This window comes from Streptomyces sp. NPDC026500, from assembly GCF_055567635.1.
This window is the reverse complement of record NZ_JBVHQB010000024.1, coordinates 97,499-121,882: the sequence shown is the minus strand read 5'-3', so window position 1 is coordinate 121,882 and position 24,384 is coordinate 97,499. Positions and strand designations below refer to the sequence as shown.

At 71.5% G+C, this 24,384-nt stretch carries 20 protein-coding genes; 9 read left to right on the top strand and 11 right to left on the bottom strand.

Translation table 11 applies throughout. The annotated features are described in order from the left end of the window. Window positions 1–13: 13 nt before the first annotated feature. Both ACZ4N5_RS34260 and ACZ4N5_RS34255 read right to left on the bottom strand, forming a co-directional pair. Complete coding sequence (locus tag ACZ4N5_RS34260) at window positions 14–529, bottom strand: ATP-binding protein (RefSeq protein WP_467760923.1); 516 nt, start codon at window positions 527–529, stop codon at window positions 14–16. A 213-nt stretch (window positions 530–742) separates the two neighbouring features. Continuing rightward, entirely contained in the window at window positions 743–1,066 is a 324-nt protein-coding gene (locus ACZ4N5_RS34255; protein ID WP_261703200.1) for a hypothetical protein, read from the bottom strand. 317 nt (window positions 1,067–1,383) lie between these two features. On the opposite strand from ACZ4N5_RS34255, the gene ACZ4N5_RS34250 reads away from it, so the two are divergent. Next, the gene (locus ACZ4N5_RS34250) at window positions 1,384–2,508 is read left to right on the top strand and encodes a PLP-dependent cysteine synthase family protein (protein ID WP_467760922.1); all 1,125 of its coding nucleotides are present in this window, start codon (window positions 1,384–1,386) and stop codon (window positions 2,506–2,508) included. A gap of 276 nt (window positions 2,509–2,784) precedes the next feature. Here the strand turns inward: ACZ4N5_RS34250 and ACZ4N5_RS34245 are convergent, their stop codons facing one another. Together ACZ4N5_RS34245 and ACZ4N5_RS34240 are read right to left on the bottom strand one after the other, a co-directional pair. Further along, entirely contained in the window at window positions 2,785–3,264 is a 480-nt protein-coding gene (locus ACZ4N5_RS34245; RefSeq protein WP_467760921.1) for an SRPBCC family protein, read from the bottom strand. Window positions 3,265–3,528: 264 nt separating this feature from the next. Next, a complete protein-coding gene (locus ACZ4N5_RS34240) occupies window positions 3,529–4,362 on the bottom strand; it encodes a DeoR/GlpR family DNA-binding transcription regulator (RefSeq protein ID WP_467760920.1) in 834 nt (277 codons plus the stop codon). Between the two features lie 282 nt (window positions 4,363–4,644). On the opposite strand from ACZ4N5_RS34240, the gene ACZ4N5_RS34235 reads away from it, so the two are divergent. Next, complete coding sequence (locus tag ACZ4N5_RS34235; protein ID WP_467760919.1) at window positions 4,645–7,044, top strand: hypothetical protein; 2,400 nt, start codon at window positions 4,645–4,647, stop codon at window positions 7,042–7,044. On the opposite strand, the gene ACZ4N5_RS34230 is transcribed toward ACZ4N5_RS34235, so the two are convergent. The 4 genes from ACZ4N5_RS34230 to ACZ4N5_RS34215 form a co-directional block, all read right to left on the bottom strand. Beyond that, window positions 7,014–9,443: a right-handed parallel beta-helix repeat-containing protein gene (locus ACZ4N5_RS34230; protein WP_467760918.1), complete on the bottom strand. Its 2,430-nt coding sequence runs from the start codon at window positions 9,441–9,443 to the stop codon at window positions 7,014–7,016. The genes ACZ4N5_RS34235 and ACZ4N5_RS34230 overlap by 31 nt on opposite strands. 172 nt (window positions 9,444–9,615) lie before the next feature. Beyond that, window positions 9,616–10,221: an Rv1733c family protein gene (locus tag ACZ4N5_RS34225; protein ID WP_467760917.1), complete on the bottom strand. Its 606-nt coding sequence runs from the start codon at window positions 10,219–10,221 to the stop codon at window positions 9,616–9,618. A gap of 185 nt (window positions 10,222–10,406) precedes the next feature. Further along, complete coding sequence (locus ACZ4N5_RS34220) at window positions 10,407–11,231, bottom strand: MOSC domain-containing protein (protein WP_467760916.1); 825 nt, start codon at window positions 11,229–11,231, stop codon at window positions 10,407–10,409. Window positions 11,232–11,276: 45 nt separating this feature from the next. Then, window positions 11,277–11,696 (bottom strand): DUF6643 family protein, encoded by a 420-nt coding sequence (locus tag ACZ4N5_RS34215; RefSeq protein WP_467760915.1) that lies wholly within the window; start codon window positions 11,694–11,696, stop codon window positions 11,277–11,279. 291 nt (window positions 11,697–11,987) lie between these two features. Between ACZ4N5_RS34215 and ACZ4N5_RS34210 the strand changes: the two genes are divergently transcribed. Next, window positions 11,988–13,334, top strand: coding sequence for a TerD family protein (locus ACZ4N5_RS34210; protein ID WP_467760914.1), 1,347 nt, complete (start codon window positions 11,988–11,990; stop codon window positions 13,332–13,334). Between the two features lie 16 nt (window positions 13,335–13,350). On the opposite strand, the gene ACZ4N5_RS34205 is transcribed toward ACZ4N5_RS34210, so the two are convergent. Continuing rightward, complete coding sequence (locus tag ACZ4N5_RS34205) at window positions 13,351–14,526, bottom strand: glycosyltransferase (protein ID WP_467760913.1); 1,176 nt, start codon at window positions 14,524–14,526, stop codon at window positions 13,351–13,353. Window positions 14,527–14,584: 58 nt separating this feature from the next. On the opposite strand from ACZ4N5_RS34205, the gene ACZ4N5_RS34200 reads away from it, so the two are divergent. Together ACZ4N5_RS34200 and ACZ4N5_RS34195 are read left to right on the top strand one after the other, a co-directional pair. Continuing rightward, window positions 14,585–15,370 (top strand): glutamate racemase, encoded by a 786-nt coding sequence (locus tag ACZ4N5_RS34200; RefSeq protein WP_467760912.1) that lies wholly within the window; start codon window positions 14,585–14,587, stop codon window positions 15,368–15,370. Window positions 15,371–15,579: 209 nt separating this feature from the next. Further along, a complete protein-coding gene (locus tag ACZ4N5_RS34195) occupies window positions 15,580–16,125 on the top strand; it encodes a hypothetical protein (protein WP_467760911.1) in 546 nt (181 codons plus the stop codon). 45 nt (window positions 16,126–16,170) lie between these two features. Here ACZ4N5_RS34195 and ACZ4N5_RS34190 read toward each other — a convergent pair whose 3' ends face one another. Then, window positions 16,171–17,229 (bottom strand): O-antigen ligase family protein, encoded by a 1,059-nt coding sequence (locus ACZ4N5_RS34190; RefSeq protein WP_467760910.1) that lies wholly within the window; start codon window positions 17,227–17,229, stop codon window positions 16,171–16,173. Window positions 17,230–17,466: 237 nt separating this feature from the next. On the opposite strand from ACZ4N5_RS34190, the gene lnt reads away from it, so the two are divergent. The 4 genes from lnt (at window position 17,467) to ACZ4N5_RS34170 (ending at window position 22,792) form a co-directional block, all read left to right on the top strand. After that, entirely contained in the window at window positions 17,467–19,080 is a 1,614-nt protein-coding gene (lnt, locus tag ACZ4N5_RS34185; protein WP_467760909.1) for an apolipoprotein N-acyltransferase, read from the top strand. Between the two features lie 52 nt (window positions 19,081–19,132). Further along, a complete protein-coding gene (locus tag ACZ4N5_RS34180) occupies window positions 19,133–19,606 on the top strand; it encodes an NUDIX hydrolase (RefSeq protein ID WP_467760908.1) in 474 nt (157 codons plus the stop codon). Window positions 19,607–19,666: 60 nt separating this feature from the next. Continuing rightward, window positions 19,667–20,467 (top strand): 3-hydroxybutyrate dehydrogenase, encoded by an 801-nt coding sequence (locus ACZ4N5_RS34175; RefSeq protein ID WP_467760907.1) that lies wholly within the window; start codon window positions 19,667–19,669, stop codon window positions 20,465–20,467. Between the two features lie 399 nt (window positions 20,468–20,866). Beyond that, window positions 20,867–22,792, top strand: coding sequence for a helix-turn-helix domain-containing protein (locus ACZ4N5_RS34170; protein WP_467760906.1), 1,926 nt, complete (start codon window positions 20,867–20,869; stop codon window positions 22,790–22,792). A gap of 52 nt (window positions 22,793–22,844) precedes the next feature. On the opposite strand, the gene ACZ4N5_RS34165 is transcribed toward ACZ4N5_RS34170, so the two are convergent. Continuing rightward, window positions 22,845–24,230 carry an MFS transporter gene (locus ACZ4N5_RS34165; RefSeq protein ID WP_467760905.1) on the bottom strand — a complete coding sequence of 462 codons (1,386 nt, stop codon included), beginning with the start codon at window positions 24,228–24,230 and terminating at the stop codon, window positions 22,845–22,847. Window positions 24,231–24,384 lie beyond the last annotated feature (154 nt).

Genomic DNA, 24,384 nt, shown 5'->3' with positions numbered 1-24,384 from the left:
TGTCACCGCCCGGTCAGCCGGCAACGGCGGACCGGGCGGGAGCATGTTCTGGCCTGAGCACGTCGACGGTGTGCCTCAGAGTGGCCTCGCTCGCTGTCTCGTACGGCGAACGAAGGGAAGCCGCCACCACGGGTGTCGACGCCGGAAGCGTGAACCACACGACCTTGCCCGACTCGCCGTCGGGACGCACACCCCAGCTCTCGCTCACCGCCGCGACCATGGCGAGGCCGCGTCCGCAGGTGGAGCCGGGGCCGGCTTCCCGCACGACGGGAAGACGGGGGTCGTGGTCGTGCACCGAGACCGTGAGCCGGTCGAGCAGCAGCTCGATCTCCACGGTGCAGAGTTTGTCCGGCTGGGCATGCCGGTGAACGTTGGACAGCAGCTCGGTCACTCCGAGTGCGGCCCGGTCTATCAAGGGGTCCAGATGCCAGTAGCGCAACTGCGCAGAGACGATTCTGCGGACCTGGCCGATCCGCGACGGCAGGGCTTGGAGCTCCACCGTGCAATGCCTGCTTGGCTGGCTGATCACGGCTGCGACTCCCCGAATTGAGGTCCGGAAGAAGACGGAGATCGGATCCAGCAGAGTGGCTGAGTGGAACGGCCGCCTGCTGTGATGGCCGGCGGGCTGGTTCGCAGCGTTATCGCCGGTAAACCCAGAGTGATGTGACATCAGAGTGACTCAGGGGGCACGGTCCCGCAACTCGCGGTGCCTCAAGACCCTTGCCGGGCGCGTCGGCACACCTCAGCCGCTGCGTCCCGCCGCCCTGCGGACCGCCTCGATGAAGCGGCGCGCCGACGGCGGCCCCGGCCTGCCGGGTGCCGGATCGTGCTCGCCGAGCGTGAGCGAGTAGCGCGTGCCGTTGACGTCCGCCAACGCCCGGTCCTCGTGTGCGAACCAGGGTTTCGAGGCGCGCACCGCCTGCACCGGCGCGCTGTCGATCTCGCTGCCGTAGCTGGTGAGCAGTTCCAGCCTGCCGTCGCTGATCCGGACCTGTCCGGCCCGGGTGAGCGAACGCAGCCTCTTCCCGATCCGCACGCCCGTGGCCGTGAACTCCGGCTCCGCCATGATGCCCCGCCCCCTTGTGCGCTCCGGCTGTGCCCTGTCGTGACCCAGTGTGCATCCCCGTCGGGGACGATCGTCCCGTGCGGTGCAGTCTGCCCGCAGGCGGCGTCCAGCACCAGTGCGTATGGCGAGGTGGTGGCGGCCACAGGAGCAAAGGCCGGGATGCGCCCCCCGGATATGGATTCCCGCCGTCCCCCCAGGGGCGCCTTTGGGCTGCCCAAAGGTGTGTTTATGCAGGTGAGAAGCGTGCGGAAGGTGCTTATGATCGAGACGTCCGACCGGTTGAAGCGGTGTCGGCACCATGCGTTAGGAGCCATCCCGTGAGTACTCCCCAGCAGACCCGGACGGGCGAGACCCTCGACGTCAACCGCAGTGACGCGGAGTACCGGAGCTGGCTCAAAGAAGCCGTCCGGAAGGTCCAGGCCGATGCCAACCGTTCGGCCGACACCCATCTGCTCCGCTTCCCGCTGCCCGAGGAGTGGGGCGTCGATCTGTACCTGAAGGACGAGTCGACCCATCCCACCGGCAGCCTCAAGCACCGCCTCGCCCGCTCCCTCTTCCTGTACGGCCTGTGCAATGGCTGGATTCGGCCCGGCCGCCCGGTGATCGAGGCGTCCAGTGGTTCGACGGCCGTGTCCGAGGCCTATTTCGCGGGGCTTGTCGGTGTGCCTTTCATCGCGGTCATGCCCCGCACCACGAGTGCCGAGAAATGCCGCCTGATCGAATTCCACGGCGGGCAGTGCCACTTCGTGGACGACGCCCGCAAGATCTATGAGGAGTCCGCCGCTCTCGCGGTCGATACCGGCGGCCACTACATGGACCAATTCACCTACGCGGAAAGAGCCACGGACTGGCGCGGGAACAACAACATCGCCGAATCCATCTTCCGCCAGCTGGCGTTGGAGCGATTCCCGGAGCCCGCGTGGATCGTCGCCACAGCCGGCACCGGCGGTACCTCGGCGACCCTCGCCCGCTACGTCCACTACATGCAGGCGGACACCCGCATCTGTGTCGCCGACCCGGAGAACTCCTGCTTCTTCGAGGGCTGGACCGCCGGCGATCCGGACGTCACCTGCGACCGCGGGTCGCGCATCGAGGGCATCGGCCGACCGCGCATGGAGCCGAGCTTCGTGCCCGGGGCCATCGACCGCATGATGAAGGTGCCGGACGCGGCGAGCGTCGCCGCCGTACGCGCCCTGGAACAGGCCATCGGCCGCAAGGCGGGCGGCTCGACCGGCACCGGCCTGTGGAGCGCCCTGAAGATCGTCGCCGAGATGGTGGCCGAGGGACGCAGGGGGAGCGTGGTGACGCTGTTGTGCGACCCCGGGGACCGTTATCTCGACAAGTACTACTCGGACGCGTGGCTGGCCGAACAGGGCCTGGACATCGCGCCGTACACGACGGCGATCAACTCCCTGCTGGAGACGGGCGTCTGGCCGGCCTGACCCCTGACGTCAGGGAACCTCTTCGGACCGCACCGTCCAACCTCCGCCCCGGCGCGCCCGGTTGTACGGGCATCTCGGCCGTCGCTTGTTCCAGCGTCGTCGTGAGCCGGTGTTCGGGCCTCCCCGTCTCGCGTCGTGCCCGACCCGCCGGTCCTACGGTCCTGGGGTCGGGCACCCCTCAACCGGCGCCCGGCGCCCGTGAATTCGGTTCCCGGGGCCGGGACATCGGACTGTCGGACCGTAGGCGCCGGATCTGCGTGCGGGCGATCGGGCGATTCAGGCGGGTGCCGACGCGAGTCGCCGGTCCAGTGCCCTCACCGCGCCGCGGAAGGCGCGGCCCAGGCCGCCCCGCCCCACCGTGAGTGCCGCCCGGAAGAAGGCCGTTCCGTCGGCGGCGAAGGTCCACTGCACCCGCGTCCCCTTGCCTGTGGGCGTCAGCCGCCACTCCTCGACCAGGGCGCGGAGCCCCGGCGCGTTCGTGGCATCCGCCCGGTACGCGTACACCTCGGGAGCCTGGGCGACGAGTACGGTCTCCTCGAAACGGGTTCCGCCGCGGAGCCGCACCTCGCGACCGGTGCCGTCCGCGGTGGGCCGGGCGAGCGTCACCGCCGAGAACCACTCGCTCCAGCCGGAGACGTCCTCGGCGAGCGCGGAGAAGACCGCCTGCGGCGAGGCGGCCACCTCCCGCGCGAACACCAGACGCAGCGGGGCGGTCTGGACGAAGTCGGGTCCCACCGGACGCAGGCGACGTGCCATGAGCGAACCCCCTTGCCGGAACCGGGTCCCGGTCGCCGAGTGTGTGCGGAACGCCCGTGACGGCCCGGTGGACCGTCACTCGGAACCGCTGGACCGCCCACGGAACCGGACCCGCTCCACGGCTTCTTGGAGCCGAACCCGCTCGACCGCCTCACGGAACCGACTCCGGCCGGCCGCGAGAGACGGCCTGGGCGCACCCGCGCCACGGACGAGGCCGACGGCCTGACCGGCGGCGCGGGCAGCGTCACCCTAGCTGGCGGACCGTCAGATGTCTGTATCGTCGTCCTCGGGTTCGCCGGCCACCACGAGGCGCCGCAGGTGCTCCGCGATCTCCGCGCGAACCCCGGCGGGCATCCCGCCGTCAGTCACGAGGGTGTCGACCTGCTCCAGCGTGGCGAACGAACTGAGGCCCACCGTGCCCCACTTGGTGTGGTCCGCGACCACGATGACGCGTCGCGCGGACTGCACGAGCCGCCGGTTGGTCTCCGCCTCCGCGAGGTTCGGCGTCGACAGCCCCGCCTCGGCCGATATGCCGTGCACACCGAGGAAGAGGACATCGAAGTGCAGTGCCGCGATGGCCTGATCGGCCACCGGCCCGACGAGCGAGTCGGACGGCGTGCGGACCCCACCGGTGAGGACGACGGTCGCGGCGCCCTGACGCTGACCGGAGGTGCGCTGCGCCGAGTGGAACACGTCAGCCACACGTACCGAGTTGGTGACCACGGTCAGATCCGGGACGTCCACGAGGTGATGGGCCAGCGCGTACGTCGTCGTACCACCGGAGAGAGCGATCGCCGAGCCCGGCGCGACCAATTCGGCGGCGGTCCGCGCGATGTCCTCCTTGGCGGTCAGCTCCAGACCCGACTTGGCCTCGAAACCCGGTTCGTGCGTGCTCGCCTCGACCACCGGCACCGCGCCCCCGTGCACCTTCTCGACGACACCCTGACGGGCCAGCGCGTCGAGGTCACGGCGGACCGTCATGTCGGAGACACCGAGTCTTCGCGTCAGCTCGTTCACGCGGACGCCGCCGCGGCGACGCACCTCGTCGAGGATCAGAGCGCGACGCTGCTCCGCGAGGAGGTTCTGATTCTCACTCACGACCGCTCCGGTCCTTTCGTCGCTGCCTGCCCGACACTCCGCCCGAACCCGCTCCCACGTGGACATTCTCCTTGCCCGAGGTCTGGAGGACGACCCATCCTCGCATGGGACACCGCCAGTCGCGCCACTGCCCGCACGCCCGCCGTGCCCCTCCCGTTCTGCCACGTTCACACGTATCGGGGAGATTCCGTGACTTCGGGTGTGCATACCCTCCGAAGCGCGAGACCCTTGTGCCCGCACATGACACATGAGAATCGCGGGGCACGGGGGAAGTGCGGAACAGTGGAACGTGCACGGGAACATGCCATCAACGGGGAGCCCGGCAGCCCCGTACAGCGGCCCGAATCGGCCGGTACCACCCTGGAACTCCTGGTCCACGGGGTCGGCGGCACCACGCCGGAGGAGATGCTGAACGACCCGCGGACGGTCCGGATCACCGGCGACGCGACGGCGGCCGTCTTCCGGCGCGCCGACGACACCGACGCCGAGGAGCGCCCCGGCGACCACCGCGGCGGGCCGGTGCGCGAGGCGTACGTATGGTGCAACCTCACGTCCGGCAACGGCTCCCGCGCCCTGTGGCTCCTGTTACTGCCCTTCATGGTGGTCAACCTCGCGCACTGGATGCGCCCCGCCGCGCACGGCCGCGGGCGGGCGGTGCGCCTGTACGGACTGCTCGTCCGCCTCGCCGGGCTCACCCTCACGGTGCTGCTGGTCGCCGCCGCCTGCGAGGTCGCCCTCGACCTGGGCGCCTGGCAGTGCGCGGGCTCCCGTGCCTGCGTGCGCAACCACTCCTGGCTCGGATTCCTCTCCCCGGACCGGCCCGACGCCGGCTGGTGGAGCCAGCCGGGCCGCCGCCTCGCCCTGGCCTGCCTGGTGCCCGCGGCGCTCACCACCCTCCTGTGGTACCTGTCGCACCGCACCTGGAGTGCGTACGAGTCGCAGCAGCCGATGGCCCGCGCGGCCGAGCACGACGACGAGACCGACGGCACCGGACTCGGCCGCCCCGGCTTCTGGTACGGGCGCCGCCTGGTGGCCCGGCTGCGCGCCGCGCACACCGCCGCGGGGTTCCTGACCGTGGCCGCGGCCGTGGGCTCCTCGGCCGCCCGCTACGACCGTGCGCGGGGCGGGCCCGCCGTACTGGAGGCGCTGGGCGGGCTCCTGAACGCAACACTCGTGGTGGGCGGGGCCGTTGCGCTGTGGGTGGTCTGCCGTCGGGGCCGCAGCGAGAACCGGATCGACCACGGACGCGACCGGATGCTCGTGCGCGGGCTGCCGCTGGGCTCGCTCGCCCTGCTTGCCCTCACCCTGGTGTACGCCGGCTGGTCACGGCCTCGCTGGCACTCGACGGGGCGCCTGCCGGGCGATGCCACGTTCGGCGGCCTCGCCCTCGTACAGGGCCTGCTCGTGATCGCGCTCGGGGTCGTCGCCCGCGCCCTGTACCGCACGAACCCCCAGGTCCTGGGCTCGCGCCGAACCGCGGGCAGCACCCCCGACACCCGCACCGCGATGCGCGGTCTCGCCGGGCCCTCCGTCGCCATGCTCGCCTGCGCACTCGGCGGCGTGATGTCCGGAGGAGTGTCCCAGCGGGTCGCCGACTGGCTCGACGGCACCCGCCACTCGATCCCCGGCCCTCCCGTCCTGCTGACCTGGCAGGCCTCCGCGATCCCGCCGCTGCTCGTCGTCCTGCTCGCCCTCACCGGCTGGCTCGCCCGGCGCACCTGGCAGCTGCGCCGCCGCGAGACGATCGCCGTCGAACGCGATTACCCGGGCGAGGCCGGGGACTTTGCCCGTACCCGCCGTATCGCGAGCACGCGCGCGATGGCCACGCTCACCGACCGGGCGCCGCTCATGGTCGGCGTCATCTCGTCCGTGACCCTGCTGCTCGGGGCCTGCGCCCTGGCCGGGGCCCTCGCCACCGGGGACGCCCCCAGCGAGGCCGCGCGAGGGACGAGCGGCTTCGTCCACGGCGCGGCCGAGACAGCGCAGGCACTCGGCTCCTGGCTGATCGGCCTCGGCTTCGTCCTGTTCGTCACCTGGGGCCGGCGCGCCTACAAGGACCCCGCGGCCCGCCGCACCATCGGCATCCTCTGGGACGTCGGCACCTTCTGGCCGCGCGCGGCCCATCCCTTCGCGCCACCCTGCTACGCCGAGCGCGCCGTGCCCGACCTCACCTGGCGCATGGCCGCCTGGACCCGTGCGACCGGCGGACGGCTCGTGCTCTCCGGGCACTCCCAGGGCAGTGTGCTGGCGGCCGCAGCGGCCTGGCAGCTCAAGCCCTCGGTACGCAAGAGGGTCGCGCTGCTCACTTACGGCTCACCGCTGGAACGCCTGTACGGACGATGGTTCCCGGCCCACTTCGGCCCCGCCGCCCTGGCCTCGCTGCACCGCGAGGTCGCCTGCTGGCGGAATCTGTACCGTCGCACCGACCCGATCGGCGGACCCGTCCGGCTGCCCGGCGACTGCGGTCCCGAGGTCGACCACGAGCCCTTGAAGGACCCGCTCGCCTACGGCCGCACCGAGCGGCAGCCGCTGCCCGCGCCGGTTCTCGGCCACTCCGACTACCAGGCGGACCCGGTCTTCGCCGAGGAGCGGGAACTGCTGCTGGCGCGGCTGCTGCCCGAGGTGCCGGGCCAGCGTCCCCGCGAGGACGCTCAGGGCAGCTCCGGCAGGTCCTCCGAGTAGAGCAGGGTCAGGTCGTCCGTGTTCGGCTCGTCCAGCTGGGCGACCCGGCCCGCGTGCCGCTCCACCATGGCCTCGAACGTCTGACGGGCCGTACGGCCGTTGCCGAACGCCGGCCCCTTCGGGATCGCCGTGAAGTACTTCAGGAGCGCCTCGGCCGCGCCCGGCCCCAGCCGGTACTCGTGCTCCTCGGCCTGCTGCTCCACGATCCGCAGCAGCTCGTCGGGGAGGTAGTCGTTGAAGGTGATGGTCCGTGAGAAGCGGGACGCCACTCCCGGGTTGACCGACAGGAACCGCTCCATCTCGGCGGTGTAGCCGGCGACGATCACCACCACCGCCTCCCGGTGGTCCTCCATCAGCTTCACCAGCGTGTCGATCGCCTCGCGCCCGAAGTCGCGGCCCGAGTCCTCCGGCGACAGCGCGTACGCCTCGTCGATGAAGAGCACGCCGCCGCGCGCCCGGTCGAACGCCTCCTGGGTGCGGATCGCGGTCGACCCGATGTGCTCGCCGACCAGGTCCACCCGGGACACCTCGACCAGATGGCCCTTCTCCAGCACACCCAGTGAGGCCAGGATCTCGCCGTACAGCCGGGCGACGGTCGTCTTGCCGGTGCCGGGGGAGCCGGTGAAGACGAGATGACGGCGGGCGGACGCCGCCTTGAGGCCCGCCTGCTGCCTGCGGCGGCCCACTTCGATCATGTCGGTGAGGGCACGCACCTCGCGCTTGACGTTCTCCAGGCCCACCAGTGTGTCGAGTTCACCGAGGACGATCTTCGACCCGCGGGCCGGCTGCGCGGGCTCCACGCCGGTGACGAGCGGTTCCCGCTCGGTGTTGCGCTGACCGGGGATGGCCCCCAGCAGACTCGCGGACGAACCCGATGTCTCGACCGCCGTCTCGTGCGCCGGGGTGCGCAGTCCGGTGCTCTCGTCGCTCGCGCAGTCCTCGACGACGGGACCCGCGCCGGCCGCCGAGCCCGCGTCTGCGAACTCGTAACCCCCGCGCGCGCAGCGCTCCGTGCGGCATTTGCGCAGGGTCGCCCGGCAGCCGTCGATCACATGGAAGCCGTAGCCCCCGCTGTCCACCACCCGGCAGTTCAGGAAGCTGCCCCGGCCGTCCGCCGAGACATAGAAGCCCGCCTCGGCGGGTGAGGTGACCGTGCAGCGCTCGATGGTCGGATCGGCGCCCTTGGTGACGATCACGCCGGTCTGTGTGCCGTCCACGATGCAGCCGGACAGGTTGCCGCCGCTGCCGTGGTCGCGGAACCAGGCACCCGTCGCGGCGTCGCGGATGCGGCAGTCGTCGAGCTGCGCGGTGGCACCGTCGCTCACCGACACGGCGGTGTTGCGCACCTGCGAGATGTCGCAGTCGACGACATCCGCGCGCGAACCCCGGTCGAGGACGAACAGCGCGTCCGGCACGTCGTGCACGCGGCACGACTCCAGTACGGCGGTCGCGCCGTCGCTCACCCACACCGCGGGGTAGTCGCCCGTACTGTCGAAGATCTCGCACTGGTTGGCGTCCACGCGGGTGCCCGGGTCCCAGACCGAAAGGCCGTTGCGCCCGAACTGCCGCACGGTCGTACGGGTCAGTGTGAGCACCGAGCGCGAGCGCAGATCGACCGCGTTCTCCGGGATGTCGTGGATGCGGCAGTCGGCGAGTGTGAGCACCGCGTCCGTGTCGAGGGTGACGCCGTCCGCGGTCGTACGGTGCACATCGCAGTCGGTGAGATGAGCCGTGGCCCGGCCGGTGATCTGCACCCCGGATCCCTTGACCTCGTACACCTCGCAACCCACGGCTTCCAGCGACGAGTTCTCGCCGGTCGCCGACAGGCCCGCACCGGAAGTGTGGTGCACCCGGCAGCGCTCGAGGCGCGGATGCGCGCCCCCGCGGACCACGACCCCCGACTGGCCGGCCGCGACGACCTCGCACTCCTCGAACACACCACCGCCGCCGTCCAGTACGGCGATACCGACGCCCGCGGGGTTGTCGACCGTGCAACGGCGCACGGTCGGGCGGGCGCCACCGCGCACCTCGATCCCGGCGGCGGAGCGCGTGACGATCCGTATGTCCAGCAGTTCCGGTGTGCCCTCTTCGACGAGCAGCGCGGGCGAGGCCGAGTCCTGGCCCTCCACATGCAGGTCCTGGACCACGGCGGAGGCGCGCACCGTCAACGCCACGCCGTCGATCGGTGCGATGCGCACGGAGCCGGGGGAACCCTCGGGGCCGCGCAGTGTCACCGCGCGCTCCACCACCAGGTTCTCCAGGTAGGTGCCGGGAGCGACGGTCAGCACGTCACCGTCGGCCGCGGCCTCCAGGGCGGCGGCCAGCGATGCGTACTCACCCGTGCGGCGCCGCCACCGCGAGGTTCCGGTGTGCGTCACCTGGACCGTGCCCTGTGCCATGGCGCTGTTGTGCCCCCACCTCGTCGTACGCGGGTCCTGCGAGGTCGTGCTGATGCCCCGTCGGTCGGGATCCCGGTCCCTGCCGGACAGCCTCTCACGACGGTGCCGAACAGTTCGGCCGGTCCACCGTAGCGTGCGCGGGGACGCCCGGTTGACCGGAGCGGGAAGGCCGTCAGCTGCCGGTGTCTGCCTTGCCCCAGTCGGGACCCGCCTTGTCCCATGCCCGGTCCCATCGGGCGTAACGCCGACGGATCATGTGCCACAGGATCAACCGTCTGCCGCCCTCCAGGAGTCCCGCCGACAGCACGGCCGCGCCGAAACCCGCCAGAACGGCGTGCGTGGTCGCGGTGGCACCGTCCAGCGGGCGGCCCACTATTCGGCCGTTCCGGTCGGTCCAGATCGACAAATGGTCTCCTGGGCGGGGGGACTTGAGGGCGGCGACCACCGTGCCGCGCTGCGGGGTGCCGTCCGGCGCCGTCCAGTCGGCCAGGACGCGGCTGTGCGCGTCCCGTCCCGACGGCGTCTCGGGGTCGGGCGACAGCGGGCCCCGGGACAGCTTCCTGACGACGACGGCCGCCACCTGGTGACGGTCCTTGCGCTGGTCCCGCACGGCGTTTTGCAGTGTGTCCTGGACCGAGGCACCCACGGCCGCTCCGACGAGGGGCGCTGCGACGAGGACGAGCAGGAGGGCGGCCAGAGCCAGCCAGGCCTCCACGAGATCTGTCGTACGGCGCAGCGGATTGTGCCGCCAGCGCCAGAGACCGATGATCGCGCCCACCGACCCCCACCCCCTTCCGCGTCCCTCATAACCCGCAGCGGAGCCGTTCACGCGCGAGGCCGGGGAAGAGAGAGCGACATCACCCTCCCTCAGGGCCCTTCATGAACATCTCACGCCGACTCAACGATCCCGCCCGGCGCCGGGGTTCCCGGGGTCCGGTCTCTGGCGGGATGTGATCGCGCGGGCTACGCGAGGACCGTGACGGGGTCGCCGACCCGCAGCGAGCCGCGGGACTCGGGCACCAGGTTCTGTCCGAAGATCAGCTTGCCGGCGAAGCGACGGTGCCGGGCGAGCGTGCGCAGGGGCTCCTTGCCGCGCCGGGCGCTGTCCTGGTCGGTCGTGGTGACGACGCAGCGGCCGCACATCTTGGTGACGCGGAAGGTGACCTCGCCGATGGCGATCCGCGACCAGCCGTCCTCGGCCCAGGCATCGGTGCCGGAGACGACGACGTTCGGCCGGAACCGGTTCATCGGCAACGGGCCCTCCTCGGCGTGGTCGCCCTGCGCGATCAAGGAGTTGAGCGCGTCCAGCGATCCGAGTGTGGTGACGAGCAGCGGATAGCCGTCGGCGAAGCTGACGGTCTCGTCCGGCAGCGCGAAGTCCGGGTCGACGGGCCGGCGGACGGCCGGATCGTCCATGTGGACGAGGCGTACGTCGGTGCCCAGGTACCCGCTGCACCAGTCGTGTGCGGCCGGGTCGGCGAGGACCGCTTCCACCTTGTCGCCGAAGATCTCCACCGTCGTCGTGCCGATCGGCGCGGGCACGGGAACACTCACCGGCTCGCGGTTCTCGGCGGACAGACGAAGGCCGCCGCCCGAGAGTGTCTCGGCGGCGGCCAGCGCCAGACGCGGCTGCTCGCGTTGCGTGACGACCTTTCCCCCGTCGTCGATCAGGACCCAGCGTCGGTCTCCGGCCAGCCCCCAGGGCTCCACCTCGGCCTCCCGGAGTGACTGGCCCCGGAATGCCTTGACCGGATGGACGTGAATCGAGTGCAGTACCGCGTTCCCCATGACCGCCATGGTGCCAGGAAGCACCGACAATCCGGTTCGGAGGTGTCAGTACCCGCGGTACTGCTGATTGTTGTACGGGTCCTGGTAGGGAGCCGGGGCAGGCCGGGGAGCCGCGGGGCGCATCGCCTCGTAGCCCGTGCCCGCCATTGGGCGCGGCTGCTGCGGCTGGGGGCTGGGATAGCCCCGAGGCGCGCCGGCCTGCTGCGGGATGTACGGCGCGGGGGCCTGCTGCAGCGGCGAGGGCTGCTGGGCCTGCTGGTAGCCGTAGGAGGAGGGACCGGCCGGCAGCGCGGGGAGCGCGGACGGCAGCGCCGGGAGGTTGTTGCTGCCCGGGTCGTAGGCGGAAGGGACCCGGATCGGGGCGATCTGAGGGGTACCCCGCTCAGCGACGAGGGAGTCGTAGATCGGGGTGTCCTGGAAGGCGGAGTAGTAACCGCCGCCATAGGTGGAGCGGGGGGAGGTCATGGCACATAAGTTAAGCCCACGATGTGCTGGTTGGGGAGACCGATAAGAGGGTTGTTTTCCGTGTCGGCGGTGACGCGGGATCCCCAATGCGAGCGAACTCGGCAAAAAAGGACGTCAAAGATGGTTGAGATCGTGTAAAGGCCGAGCTTCGGACGGGTTACCGGCGGTTGACCAGGATCTTCTGGTGTGAGCCATGGGAGTCGGCGGACCTGGGGATTAGGTTTGGCGAGAGCGGAGCCGGCGGTCCGTTCGGGACTCGTACCGGCGCGGAGACACGTGATGGGGGCGTACATGTCAATGCCTAAGGGATCGAATGTTCCTGTCCCGACGACCGGACTCCGGGTGGAATTGGGGTGGCGTTCAGGACCGGGGGTGCCCGACGTCGATGCCTCCGCCCTTCTGCTGGTGGCCGGAAAGGTTCGTTCGGACGGGGACTTCGTCTTCTACAACCAGCCGGCACACTCCTCGGGCGCCGTGCGCCACGACGGCAAGCGGAACGACGGCGGCCAGGTGACCGACGTGCTGCTCGTCGATCTCACGCGCGCGGAACCCGTCGTCGAGACCGTGGTCCTGGCCGCCTCCGCGGACGGCGGCTCCTTCGGACGCGTTCCCGGCCTGTACATCCGGGTGCTCGACGCACAGCACGGCACGGAGGTCGCCCGCTTCGACAGCACCGACGCGACCGTGGAGACCGCCTTCGTGCTGGGCGAGTTCTACCGACGTCAGGGCGCCTGGAAGTTCCGTGCCGTCGGACAGGGTTACGGAAGCGGTCTCGAAGGGCTGGCCACCGACTACGGGATCACGGTGGACGAACCGCAGCGTGCGGCGCCCCCGGCCGCGCCCTCGTCTCCCGTCACCCTCGTGCAGGGAGCGCCCCCCGTGGCTCCGCCGGTCACCATGCCGCCGCCGGTCGCCCCGCCCGTGACCATGCCGCCGCCGATGGCCCCGCCCATGACTCCGCCCATGACTCCGCGGCCGCCCGCGGCCCCTCCGGCGCCGGTCCGCCTGTCCAAGGTGACGCTCACCAAGGAGGCTCCCTCCGTCTCGCTCAGCAAACAGGGCGGCACGGCCGGTGCCATGCGCGTGAACCTCAACTGGGAGGTGCGCAAGCAGTTCTCGGGGTGGGGCAGCAAACGCGGCCGGGCCGTCGCCATGCACGCCGACCTCGACCTCGACCTCTGCGCGCTGTACGAGCTGTCCGACGGCCGAAAGGGAGTCGTCCAGGCGCTCGGCAACGCCTTCGGGGCGCTGCACCAGCCGCCGTACATACATCTCGACGGGGACGACCGCACCGGCGCCGTGGCCGGCGGCGAGAACCTCTCCATCAACCTCGATCACAAGCAGAGCTTCCGGCGCATCCTCATCTTCGTGACCATCTACGAAGGCGCGCGGTCCTTCGCCGACCTGCATGCCACGGTCACCCTCCAGCCGCTGAACGGCGCGCCGATCGACTTCTCGCTCGACGAGTGCACGGTCCCCTCCACGGTCTGCGCGCTCGCTCTCATCACCAGCAGCGGCGCCGACCTGGTCGTCCAGCGCGAGGCCCGGTACCTGATCCCCGCGCGCGGGGTGAGTCCGCAGCGCACCGTCGACCACGCCTACGGCTGGGGCATGAACTGGACGCCCGGCAGGAAATGACCGGCCGCCCCGTCCCTCAGTTCTCGTCGAGGGCGGTGTCGGGGCGGGCGTAGGTGCGGCCTTTCCAGGCCGCGCCGCGCCCCCTGTAGTGCTGCACCGCGGAGTCGACGGTCATGAGGAGATAGAGGAACGCGGTGACCGGCAGCAGGGGAGCGAGCGACAGGGGCTGCCGGTAGTAGCGGAGCATCGGCGTGTACGTCGCCGTCATCACCAGCCAGGCGAGCCCTCCGGCCGCCGCCGCCCACGCGTTGCCCGCGGCGAGGCCCACCAGGAGGGCGACCGGCGGCACCAGATACACCACGGCGAGCCCGGCGACCGTTCCGGCGAGCAGCAGCGGGCTGTGCCGCAGTTGGGCGTACGCGCTGCGCGAGACCATGCGCCAGAGATCGCGCAGCCGCGGATACGGACGCACGCTGTCGACCCGCTCGGCCAGGCCCAGCCAGATGTGGCCACCGCCCCGCTTGACGGCACGGGCGAGCGCCACGTCGTCGATGACGGCATGCCGGATCGCGTCCGGGATCCGCGCACGCTCGGCGGTGTCCGCGCGCAGCAGGACGCATCCACCCGCCGCGGCCGCCGTCCGTGAGCCCTTCACGGCGATCCGGCGGAAGGGGTAGAGCTGCGCGAAGAAGTAGACGAACGCCGGCACGACGAGCCGCTCCCACAGGCTCTCCACCCGCAGCCGCGCCATCAGCGAGACAAGGTCGAAGCCACCCGTGCGCGCCGCCGCCACCAACAGGCGCAGACTGTCGGGCGCGTGTGCGATGTCCGCGTCGGTCAGCAGCAGATATTCGGGCTCCCGCGCGCGGGCGAGGCCGATGCCGTGCCGTACCGCCCACAGCTTGCCCGTCCAGCCCGCAGGCGGTTCTCCCGGTGAGCCGACGGTGAGGGGCAGCCCGCCGTGCCGACGCGCCAGCTCGCGCGCCAGCTCTCCCGTACCGTCCGAACTGCCGTCGTCGACGAGGAAGATCTCGGCCCGCCCCGGATAGTCCTGGGCGAGAAGTGAAGGCAGGCTCTCGGGCAGGACGGCGGCCTCGTCCCGGGCAGGCACCACGACGCAGACGAAAGGCCAGTCCGACGGCTCGCGGCGGGCGGGCAACCGTACGTCCGTACGCCAGAAGAAGCCCTGGCCGAGCAGCAGCCACAGCCACGCGGCCAGTGATCCGACAGCGATCCACACCAGGGTGCTCACCTGCCGCAGTCTGCCCCACCGCGGTCGCCCGTAAAGACGGATCGTCTATGGTGACCGGGTGAAGATCGCGCTCATGGACTCCGGAATCGGACTGCTCGCTGCTGCCGCCGCGGTACGTCGACTGCGGCCCGACGCCGATCTCGTCCTCTCCTCGGACCCCGGCAGCATGCCCTGGGGACCCCGCACACCGGAAGACGTCACCGCGCGTGCCCTCGCCGTCGCCGAGGCCGCCGCACTGCACCGGCCCGACGCCCTGATCGTCGCCTGCAACACCGCCTCCGTACGTGCCCTGCCCGCCCTGCGTGCCCGCCTGGAGCCGGCGGTGCCCGTCATCGGCACCGTCCCGGCGATCAAGCCGGCCGCCGCGGGCGGCGGACCCGTGGCGATCTGGGCCACGCCCGCCACCACCGGCAGCCCGTACCAGCGGGGGCTGATCGAGGAGTTCGCCGGCGGAGTGGAGGTCACCGAGGTGGCCTGTCCCGGACTCGCGGACGCCGTGGAGTACGCGGACCAGGCGGCCATCGACGCCGCGATCGCCGCGGCCGCCGCGCGCACCCCCGAGGATGCAAGGGTCGTCGTCCTGGGCTGCACCCATTACGAGTTGGTCGCCGAGCGCATCCGCGCGGCCGTGCAGCGCCCCGGCCGTCCGCCGCTCGTCCTGCACGGTTCCGCCGGGGCGGTCGCCGCCCAGGCGCTGCGCCGGATCGGTCAGCTCCCGGACCCCGCGGCCCCCGCCGATTCGACGGTCACGGTGCTTCTGGGCGGGCGCGAGGGCGTACTGCCCGCGACCGCGCTCACCTATGAGGAAGGCCGCATTCTCTCGGCGGTCAGCCCCGCACGCTGAGCGACGAAGCCCTCCCCCTCGTCACGCCCTGCCTGCCGCTGAAGACGTCCGGCCCGGGACGGCCGGTGGTGAACTTATGCGGACACCCGCCGCCCCTAAGGCACGGTCGGTCACCGTCCGGACGCCCTCGGTGGGACGCTCGTCCACCCGGCCGAGTGACGCTCCGCGACCCGGTGCCCGCGCAACGGAACCTGAGTAGTCTCATGGGTATGAGGGACCACCCCCACGGCGAAACCTCCCCGCATCCGGACGTCTGGACGGGACGCGCGAGGAACCGTGTTCAGTGGCTGCCCGCCATAGGCGGCGTGGCCTGTCTGGCTCTCGGGATCCAGCTGGCCGTCAGTTCCGGCTGGACGTCGGGTACGGCGCCGCTGGTCATGTCCGTCGTCGGATGCATCGCGGCCGGCCTGCTCATCCTCTTCGGCACGCTCGCGTTCGTGCACGTCGCCGTGAGGGTGGACGAGGACTGCCTGGAGGTGCGCTGCGGCCACATAGGGCTGCCGCGGCGCCGCATCCCTCTCTCGACGGTCGTCGGTGCCGACTTCGCGCCCCTGGTCAACCCTCGCCAGTGGGGCGGCTGGGGGTACCGCTGGCGGCCCGAGCAGGGAACGGCCGTCATCGTCCGGCGGGGCGAGGGTGTGGTACTGCGCCTGGGCGACGGTCACACGTTCACGATCACCGTGGACAACGCCGAGGCGGCGGTACGGATCATCCGCGGCCGTCTGCGTCCGGACACGACCGGCGTGGTGCACTGACGACCGGCGTGGGCGTCGCTCACGACTTGAGGTGACCTGTGACCCTCACGACTTCAGGTGACCGTCGGAACGCCGGGCCGGTGACCAGGCGTCGTCCGGTTCCCCCGTGGTCAGTGGTCGTGCGGTCGCGAGCCCGGCGAGCAGTCCCGCACCCGCGGTCACCGTCATGAAGCTCAGCGCGTTGCCGATCGACGCGATGGCCGCCACCGCCGTCAGGGCCGCGCCCGTCGTCAGCGCGATCGGCGTGGTGCGCGGCGACCGCAACAGCGCGTACAGGATCCAGCAGAACGCCGCCGCGAGCAGGGCCACGCCGGTCAGACCCTGTTCGGCGGCCTGCTGCAGCGGCGCGGAGTGCGGTTTGCCGTCGGGCAGCAGTGACTGGGCGACCGTGGGACTGAGCTCCCCGAAACGTCCGGGTCCGGCCCCCAGCTCGGGATTCGCACGGGCCATGCGCAGGGCGTCGTGCCAGAGCAGGATGCGGTGCTCGGTGAGCTGGCCCTCCAGGGACTCGGTCAGTCCGCCCGGCAGCGCGTCCTCGCCGATCGCCCAGGTCGCCCCGGTCACCAGCGCCGCGGCGGCCGCGAGCCCCGTCAGGCCGAGGCCCCGGCGTCGCACACGGGCGGCGGCGAGCGAACACAGGAGAACCCCGGTGCAGGTGACGAATCCGGTGGTGGACCCGAGGAGCGCCGCCGTGACCGCGGTGCCGGCGGCCAGCAGCCGCAGCGCGAGCCGCAGTGCGGGCGGGCGCGCGGCCCAGGCCGCGCAGCACGCGGCGCCGCAGGAGAGGGTCAGCAGGGCGGCCGTGGCACCGGTGTGGCCGAGCTGCAGGCTGATCTGCGGGCCGGGCGTGGCGATCGCGAGACCGAGTCCGGCGAACGCTCCGGCGCAGAGGGCGGCCACCGGCAGGAGTGCCCCGAGGATGCGCCCCGAGGCGTAGCCCGCCGCCACGGCGAGCACCGCCAGCAGCATGCCCTCGGGCCGGCCGTCGTGCGCGGCCGCCGTGATCAGTGACCAGGCGGCACAGGCCGCGAGCACGATCATGCCGGCGACATCAGAGGCGCTGCGTCTTTCGCCCGTGGCCGCCGCGTCAGCCGTGGACGCCATCCCCGTGGAACCCACCCCCGTCGCCCCCCGACTCTGCCGGACCCCGGGCGCCGTCACCGGATCAGGCCGCACGTCAGAGGTTCGGGCACACCGTAACGGGTGGTGCGCCGGTTTGGGGACCCGTTGTGCAGGAACGTTGCGGCAGATCCGCGCGAAGGGGCCTGCCGAGAGGTGTTCCGCCCGGGACCGAGGAGGCCGAGCTGTCGGCGCCCAGCTCAAGCGCCGTACACTCCCCAAGTGACCGCCACCGCAACCACCGTAGACGAGCCGGAACAGCTCGAACCCCAGGCCGTGCCCGCACCGCGCGGGGCTGCCCTGGTGCGTCGCCTCGTTCCGGCCGCCGCCGCGGCGCTCTCCGGAGTGCTGCTGTACGTCAGTTTCCCGCCGCGGACCCTCTGGTGGCTCGCCCTGCCGGCCTTCGCGGTCTTCGCCTGGACCCTGCGCGGTCGCTCCTGGAAGGCCGGTCTCGGCCTCGGTTATCTGTTCGGCCTCGGGTTCCTGCTGCCGCTGCTGGTGTGGACCGGTGTCGAGGTCGGCTCCGGTCCCTGGCTCGCGCTCGTCGCGGTGGAGGCGATCTACGTCGCGCTCGTCGGCGCGGGGATCACGTTCGTCTCCCGGCTGCCCGGGTGGCCGCTCTGGGCCGCGGCCCTCTGGATCGCCGGAGAGGCGGCACGCGCGCGTGCGCCCTTCGGTGGCTTTCCCTGGGGGAAGATCGCGTTCGGACAGGCCGACGGCGTCTTCCTGCCGCTCGCCGCGGTCGGCGGTACTCCGGTGCTCGGCTTCGCGGTCGTGCTGTCCGGCTTCGGGCTGTACGAGATCGAGCGCCTGGCCGTCGAGCGGCGCGGTACCGGCGTCCTGCGCCGCGGCGCGGCCGTGGTGGCGCTGCTCAGTGTCGTCGTCCCGGTCGTCGGAGCGCTCGCCGCGCGGATGCTCGTCAGCGACAAGGCCGAGAAGGGCACGGCGACCGTCGCGCTCATCCAGGGCAACGTCCCGCGCGCGGGACTCGACTTCAACTCCCAGCGGCGCGCCGTCCTCGACCACCATGTGCTGGAGACCGAGCGACTGGCCGCCGAGGTCAAGGCGGGCAAGGCCGCAAAGCCCGACCTGGTGCTGTGGCCGGAGAACTCTTCCGACATCGACCCGTTCGCCAACGCCGACGCGCGCTTCGTGATCGACGAGGCGGCCAAGGCGATCGGTGCCCCCGTCTCGGTCGGCGCGGTCGTCAAGCGGCACGGCAAGCTCTACAACGAGCAGATCCTGTGGGACCCGGAAAAGGGCCCGGTGGACACGTACGACAAGCGCCAGGTCCAGCCGTTCGGCGAGTACCTTCCGCTGCGCCCGTTGCTCGGGGCCATCAACAAGAACTGGACGAGCATGGTGCGCCAGGACTTCAGCCGCGGCACCGAGCCGGGCGTGTTCACCATGAACGGCACCGGGGTCGGCCTCGTCACCTGCTACGAGGCGGCGTTCGACTGGGCAGTGCGCAGCACCGTCACCGATGGCGCCCAGATCATCTCGGTGCCCAGCAACAACGCGACCTTCGACCGCAGCGAGATGACCTACCAGCAGCTCGCCATGTCCCGCATCCGCGCTGTCGAGCACAGCCGCACCGTCACGGTGCCCGTGACGAGCGGTGTCAGCGCCGTGATCATGCCGGACGGGAGGATCACCCAGAAGACCGGGATGTTCGTCGCCGACTCGCTGGTCCAGAAGGTGCCGCTGCGCTCCTCCGAGACCCCGGCCACGAAGCTCGGCGTCATCCCGGAGTTGATCCTGGTGCTGGTCGCGGCGGGTGGCCTCGGCTGGGCGGCGGCGACGGCGGTCCGCTCGCGACGGAACACCGCCGCCTAGGACAGGGTTGGCCCGCGCGGGGTGGCGGAGTCGCGCCGATAGGGTCGGGGGCATGGCTACCCCCGACTTCATCCGCGCGATCCGGGCCTCCGCGGGCCACCAACTCCTCTGGCTTCCCGGGGTGAGTGCCGTGGTCTTCGACGACGAGGGCAGGATTCTGCTCGGGCAGCGTTCGGACAACCACAAGTGGGCGCTCATCTCCGGCATCCCGGAGCCGGGGGAGCAGCCCGCGGCCTGCGCGGTGCGCGAGGTGTACGAGGAGACGGCCGTGCACGTCGAGGTCGAGCGCGTCGTCATGGTCCGGGCCGGGGAACAGGTGACCTTCGCCAACGGCGACATCTGCCAGTTCATGGACACCACGCTGCGATGCCGTGCCGTCGGTGGCGAGGCCCGTGTCAATGACGACGAGTCGCTCCAGGTCGGCTGGTTCGAGGTGGACGCCCTGCCGAAGCTGAACGAGTACGCCCTCGTCCGGATCAAGCAGGCGCTGGTTGACGCACCGACATGGTTCGAGCCTATGACCTGAGTGCGAAGTGTGTGTGCTGACCACATCGGTTGGGGCGTGAGTGCTGCCTAAGGTCGAGGCATGACCGCGCCCAGCGCCCTCCCGGGCTCCCACGCTTCCGCACTCGACCTCGGCGGCCGCACCGCCCTCGTCACCGGCGCCGCGAGCGGCATCGGCCGCTCCTGCGCGCTGCGGCTCGCCGCCGCCGGAGCCAAGGTGAGAGCGGTCGACCGGGATGCCGAAGGCCTGGAAACACTGGCCGAGCAGAGACACGGCCTGGCCGGGACCATCGAGCCGCACGTCCTCGACCTCACCGACCTCGACGCGGCGGAGCAGGCCGCGGCCGGCACCGATGTCCTCGTGAACAACGCGGGGCTGCAAATGGTCCGCCCCATCGAGGAATTCCCGCCCGACGTCTTCCACACGGTGCTGACCGTGATGCTGGAGGCACCGTTCCGGCTCATTCGCGGCGCTTTGCCTCATATGTACGGACAGGGTTGGGGCCGCATCGTGAACATCTCCTCGGTGCACGGGCTGAGAGCCTCGGCGTTCAAGTCGGCGTACGTCGCCGCGAAGCACGGACTCGAGGGCCTCTCGAAGACCGCGGCCCTCGAAGGCGCGCCCCACGGCGTCACCTCGAACTGTGTGAACCCCGCCTATGTGCGTACCGCACTGGTCGAGAAACAACTGGCCGATCAGGCGCGGACACACGGGATTCCGCGAGAGCGCGTTCTGACGGAGATCCTGCTGCGGGACAGCGCGGTCAAGCGGCTCATCGAGCCGGAGGAGGTCGCCGAGGCGGTGGCCTATCTCTGCGGTCCGCAGGCGGCCTTCATGACGGGAACGTCGCTGGCGCTGGACGGGGGTTGGACCGCGCACTGAGCGGAGCTGGAGCTGGACCTGGACCTTGGGCCAGGGCCGGAGCCTGGGCCCAGGCCCACCCGCCTCGCCCCGGGCCCTCGGAGCCGGTCCTCGCCTCCAGCCTTGTCGGAGCCGGCCCCCATCACGAGCCACAACGGAACTGGTCCTTGCCCCGATCCCCGTCGCGCCGAGCCGGCCCCGTCATGAGCCGGCTCGGCGCCAGCACCTGCCCGAGCCGTACCGGACCGACCACGAGCCGTAGTGGACCAGGCCTCGAGCCGTACTGGACCCGAGCCCGAGCCGTACCGGACCCGACCCTGAGCGGTACCGGACCCGGCCCCACCCCAAGTCGTACCGGAGTCGGTCGTGAGTTATCCACAGGGCCGGGGCGCCGCCCAGCGGATGCGCGATCCTGTTGCCATGTCCCGCGATCACCTGCCATCAGCCGAGCGCTCCGCCGACAGCGCGGAGGCGCCGTTCCTGGAACTTCTGGCCAGAGGAGCGACCGCCGACGCCTACGAGCAGCCGGTGCTGCTCGCCCGCGCCGAGGGCCTGCCCGCCGAGCGCGTCGCCGCGCTCGAACAGGCCAAGCTGCTCGCCCTGCGCGTGCGCGCGGAGATAGAAGGACGGCGCCGCCGCGAGGCCGAACTCTCCGCGCTCTTCGAGACCGCGCACGACCTCGCGGGCCTGCGCGACCTCGACGCCGTGCTCCAGGCGATCGTGCAGCGGGCCCGGTCGCTGCTGGGCACCGACATCGCGTATCTCAGCCTGAACGACGCGTCCAAGGGCGACACCTATATGCGTGTCACCGAGGGCTCGGTCGCCGCGCGCTTCCAGCAGCTGCGGCTCGGCATGGGGGAGGGCCTGGGCGGACTCGTCGCACAGACCGCCCGCCCGTACGTCACCGACGACTACTTCAAGGACGCACGTTTCCAGCACACCCGGACCATCGACGCGGGCGTGGAGGACGAGGGGCTCGTCGCGATTCTCGGCGTGCCGTTGATGATCGGGCCCCAGGTCATCGGCGTGCTGTTCGCGGCGGACCGCAGGGCGAGGGTCTTCGAGCGGGAACAGATCGCGCTGCTCGGCTCCTTCGCGGCCCTGGCCGCGGCCGCCATCGACACGGCGAACTCGCTGGCGGAGACCCGCTCCGCCCTGGACCGCCTGGGCCGGGCCAACGAGATCATCCGGGACCGAAGCGGAGTGATCGAGCGCGCCTCGGACGTGCACGACCGGCTGGCCGAACTCGTGCTGCGGGGCGGGGGAGTCCACGACGTGGCCGCCGCGGTGTCCGAAGTCCTGGACGGCACGGTCGAGTTCGCGGAGCCCGGCGGCACACCGGCCACGGCCGTAAAGGCGGCCCGCGCCGACGGCCACGCCGTGCGGCACGGGGACGACTGGATCGCCGCGGTGGCGGCGGGAGGCGAGCTGCTCGGCGCGCTGGTGCTGCGGGGGCATCCGGGCCTCGACCCCGTCGACCAGCGCACACTGGAGCGCGCCGCGATGGTCACGTCGTTGCTCCTGCTCGCCAGACGCTCGGCCTCCGAGGCCGAACAGCGGGTCCGCGGCGAGCTGTTGGACGACCTGCTGGACGCGCGGGACCGTGATCCGAGGCTGCTGAGGGAGCGGGCCGCGCGACTGCACGCCGATCTCGACGGCCCGCATGTGGTGCTGGCGGCCCGACTCGACGTCACCGCCGCCAACGCCGACCAGGAGGCAGGCGCCCGCAGACGGCTGTGGTCGGCGGCGTCGCATCTCGCCACCACCCGCCATGGACTGGCGGCCGCCCGCGACGGCGGCACCGTCCTGCTGCTCCCGCTCGGGCCCGGCGACACAGCGACGGCGCTGGCCCGCCGTACGGCCAAGGAACTCGGCACCGCCGTTCACGAGGCGGTCACGGTCGGCGCCTCCGCATCGGTCGACCGGCTGGCGGCGCACCCCGAAGCGGTGGCCTCGGCATACACCGAGGGGCAGCGCTGCCTGGAAGCGCTGCGCCTGCTCGGCCGGGCCGGCGACGGAGCGGCAGCGGAGGACTTCGGGTTCCTGGGACTGCTGCTCGCCGGGGACCGGGACATCGCCGGGTTCGTCGGACGCACGATCGGCGGAGTCGTCGCCTATGACGAACGGCGCGGCACCGACCTGCTGCGCACCCTCGACGCGTACTTCGCGAGCGGTATGAGCCCGGCGCGCACGAAGGACGCCCTGCATGTGCATGTGAACACCGTGGCGCAGCGGTTGGAGCGGGTGGGCCGCCTGCTCGGGGACGACTGGCAGAGCCCGACGCGCACCCTGGAGATCCAACTCGCCCTGAGACTGCACCGGTTGTCGTCGGACGGGCCGACCTGATCCCCGCACGCGGCATCACCACGGACGGGGATCGGGGAGCGCGGAGCCGTGGTCAGACGGTACGTGCGTCCGCCGGCGCGGCGGGAACGGGCCGCTCGTCGGCCGTGGCCTCGACGTCGGTCAGGTCGCGGTCGCGGGTCTCCTTCGCGAAGCCCACGGCGATCAGGGTGAGGACGACCGCCCCGATCACATAGAGGGAAATGGGAGTTGAGCTGTTGTAGGAGGAGAGCAGTGCCGTCGCGATGAGCGGTGCGGGCGCGCCCGCCGCGACGGAGGCGAACTGGGCGCCGATGGAGGCACCCGAGTAGCGCATCCGGGTCGCGAACATCTCGGAGAAGAAGGCGGCTTGGGGTGCGTACATGGCGCCGTGCAGGATCAGGCCGACGGTGACGGCGACGACCAGGTTCCCGAAGCCGCCGGTGTCGATCAGGGAGAAGAACGGGAACATCCAGAGGCCGATGCCCGCGGCACCGAACAGATAGACGGGGCGGCGGCCGATGCGGTCGGAGAGCGCGCCCCAGGCCGGGATGACGGCGAAGTGCACGGCTGAGGCGATGAGGACGGCGTTGAGCGCGGTCTGCTTGGAGACGCCGGCGGAGGTGGTGGCGTACACGAGGATGAAGGCGGTGATCACGTAGTAGCTGATGTTCTCGGCCATACGGGCGCCCATCGCGACGAGCACGTCACGCCAGTGGTGGCGCAGCACGGAGACCAGCGGAAGCTTCTCCGGCGCGTCGGTCCCGGTCGTCCTGCGGGCCTCCGCCTGCGCCAACGCCTGCTTGAACACGGGCGATTCATCGACAGACAGACGTATCCACAAACCGATGACGACCAGCACCCCGGAGAGCAGGAACGGGATGCGCCAGCCCCAGGAGAGGAACGCGTCGTCCGACTGAGTGGCGGTGAGCAGCGACAGGACTCCGGTCGCCAGGAGTTGGCCCGCGGGTGCTCCGGTCTGCGGCCAAGAGGCCCAGAACCCACGCCGCTTCGCATCGCCGTGCTCGGACACGAGCAGGACGGCGCCGCCCCATTCGCCGCCCAGCGCGAAGCCCTGCACCAGGCGCAGCGTGGTCAGCAGGACGGGGGCCGCCGCGCCGACGGTCGCGTGCGTGGGCAGCAGACCGATCGCGAACGTCGCCCCGCCCATCAGCAGCAGGCTCAGCACCAGCAGCTTCTTGCGGCCGAGCCGGTCTCCGTAGTGCCCGAAGACGAGCGCGCCCAACGGCCGGGCCGCGAACCCGACGGCGTACGTCAGGAAGGACAGCAGCGTGCCGACGAGCGGGTCGGAGTCGGGAAAGAACAGCTTGTTGAAGACCAGGGCGGCGGCCGAGCCGTAGAGGAAGAAGTCGTACCACTCGATGGTGGTGCCGATGAGACTGGCGGCGACGATGCGCTTGAGGTTGGTGGGGGGTGGGGGAGCGGTGGTTCCGGAGGCCATGTGCGCCACTTCCTCGTGTGCGGTGGGGACGGGTACGTGTCGGCACACCGTAGAAACATGCAGGTCAGGAGCACATGTGGCGGGGCAACATAGTTCGAGGCTTGCTTATGCGTGCGGCCACCATGCCGGTTCGCGGACGGGCGGTTCAGGGGCT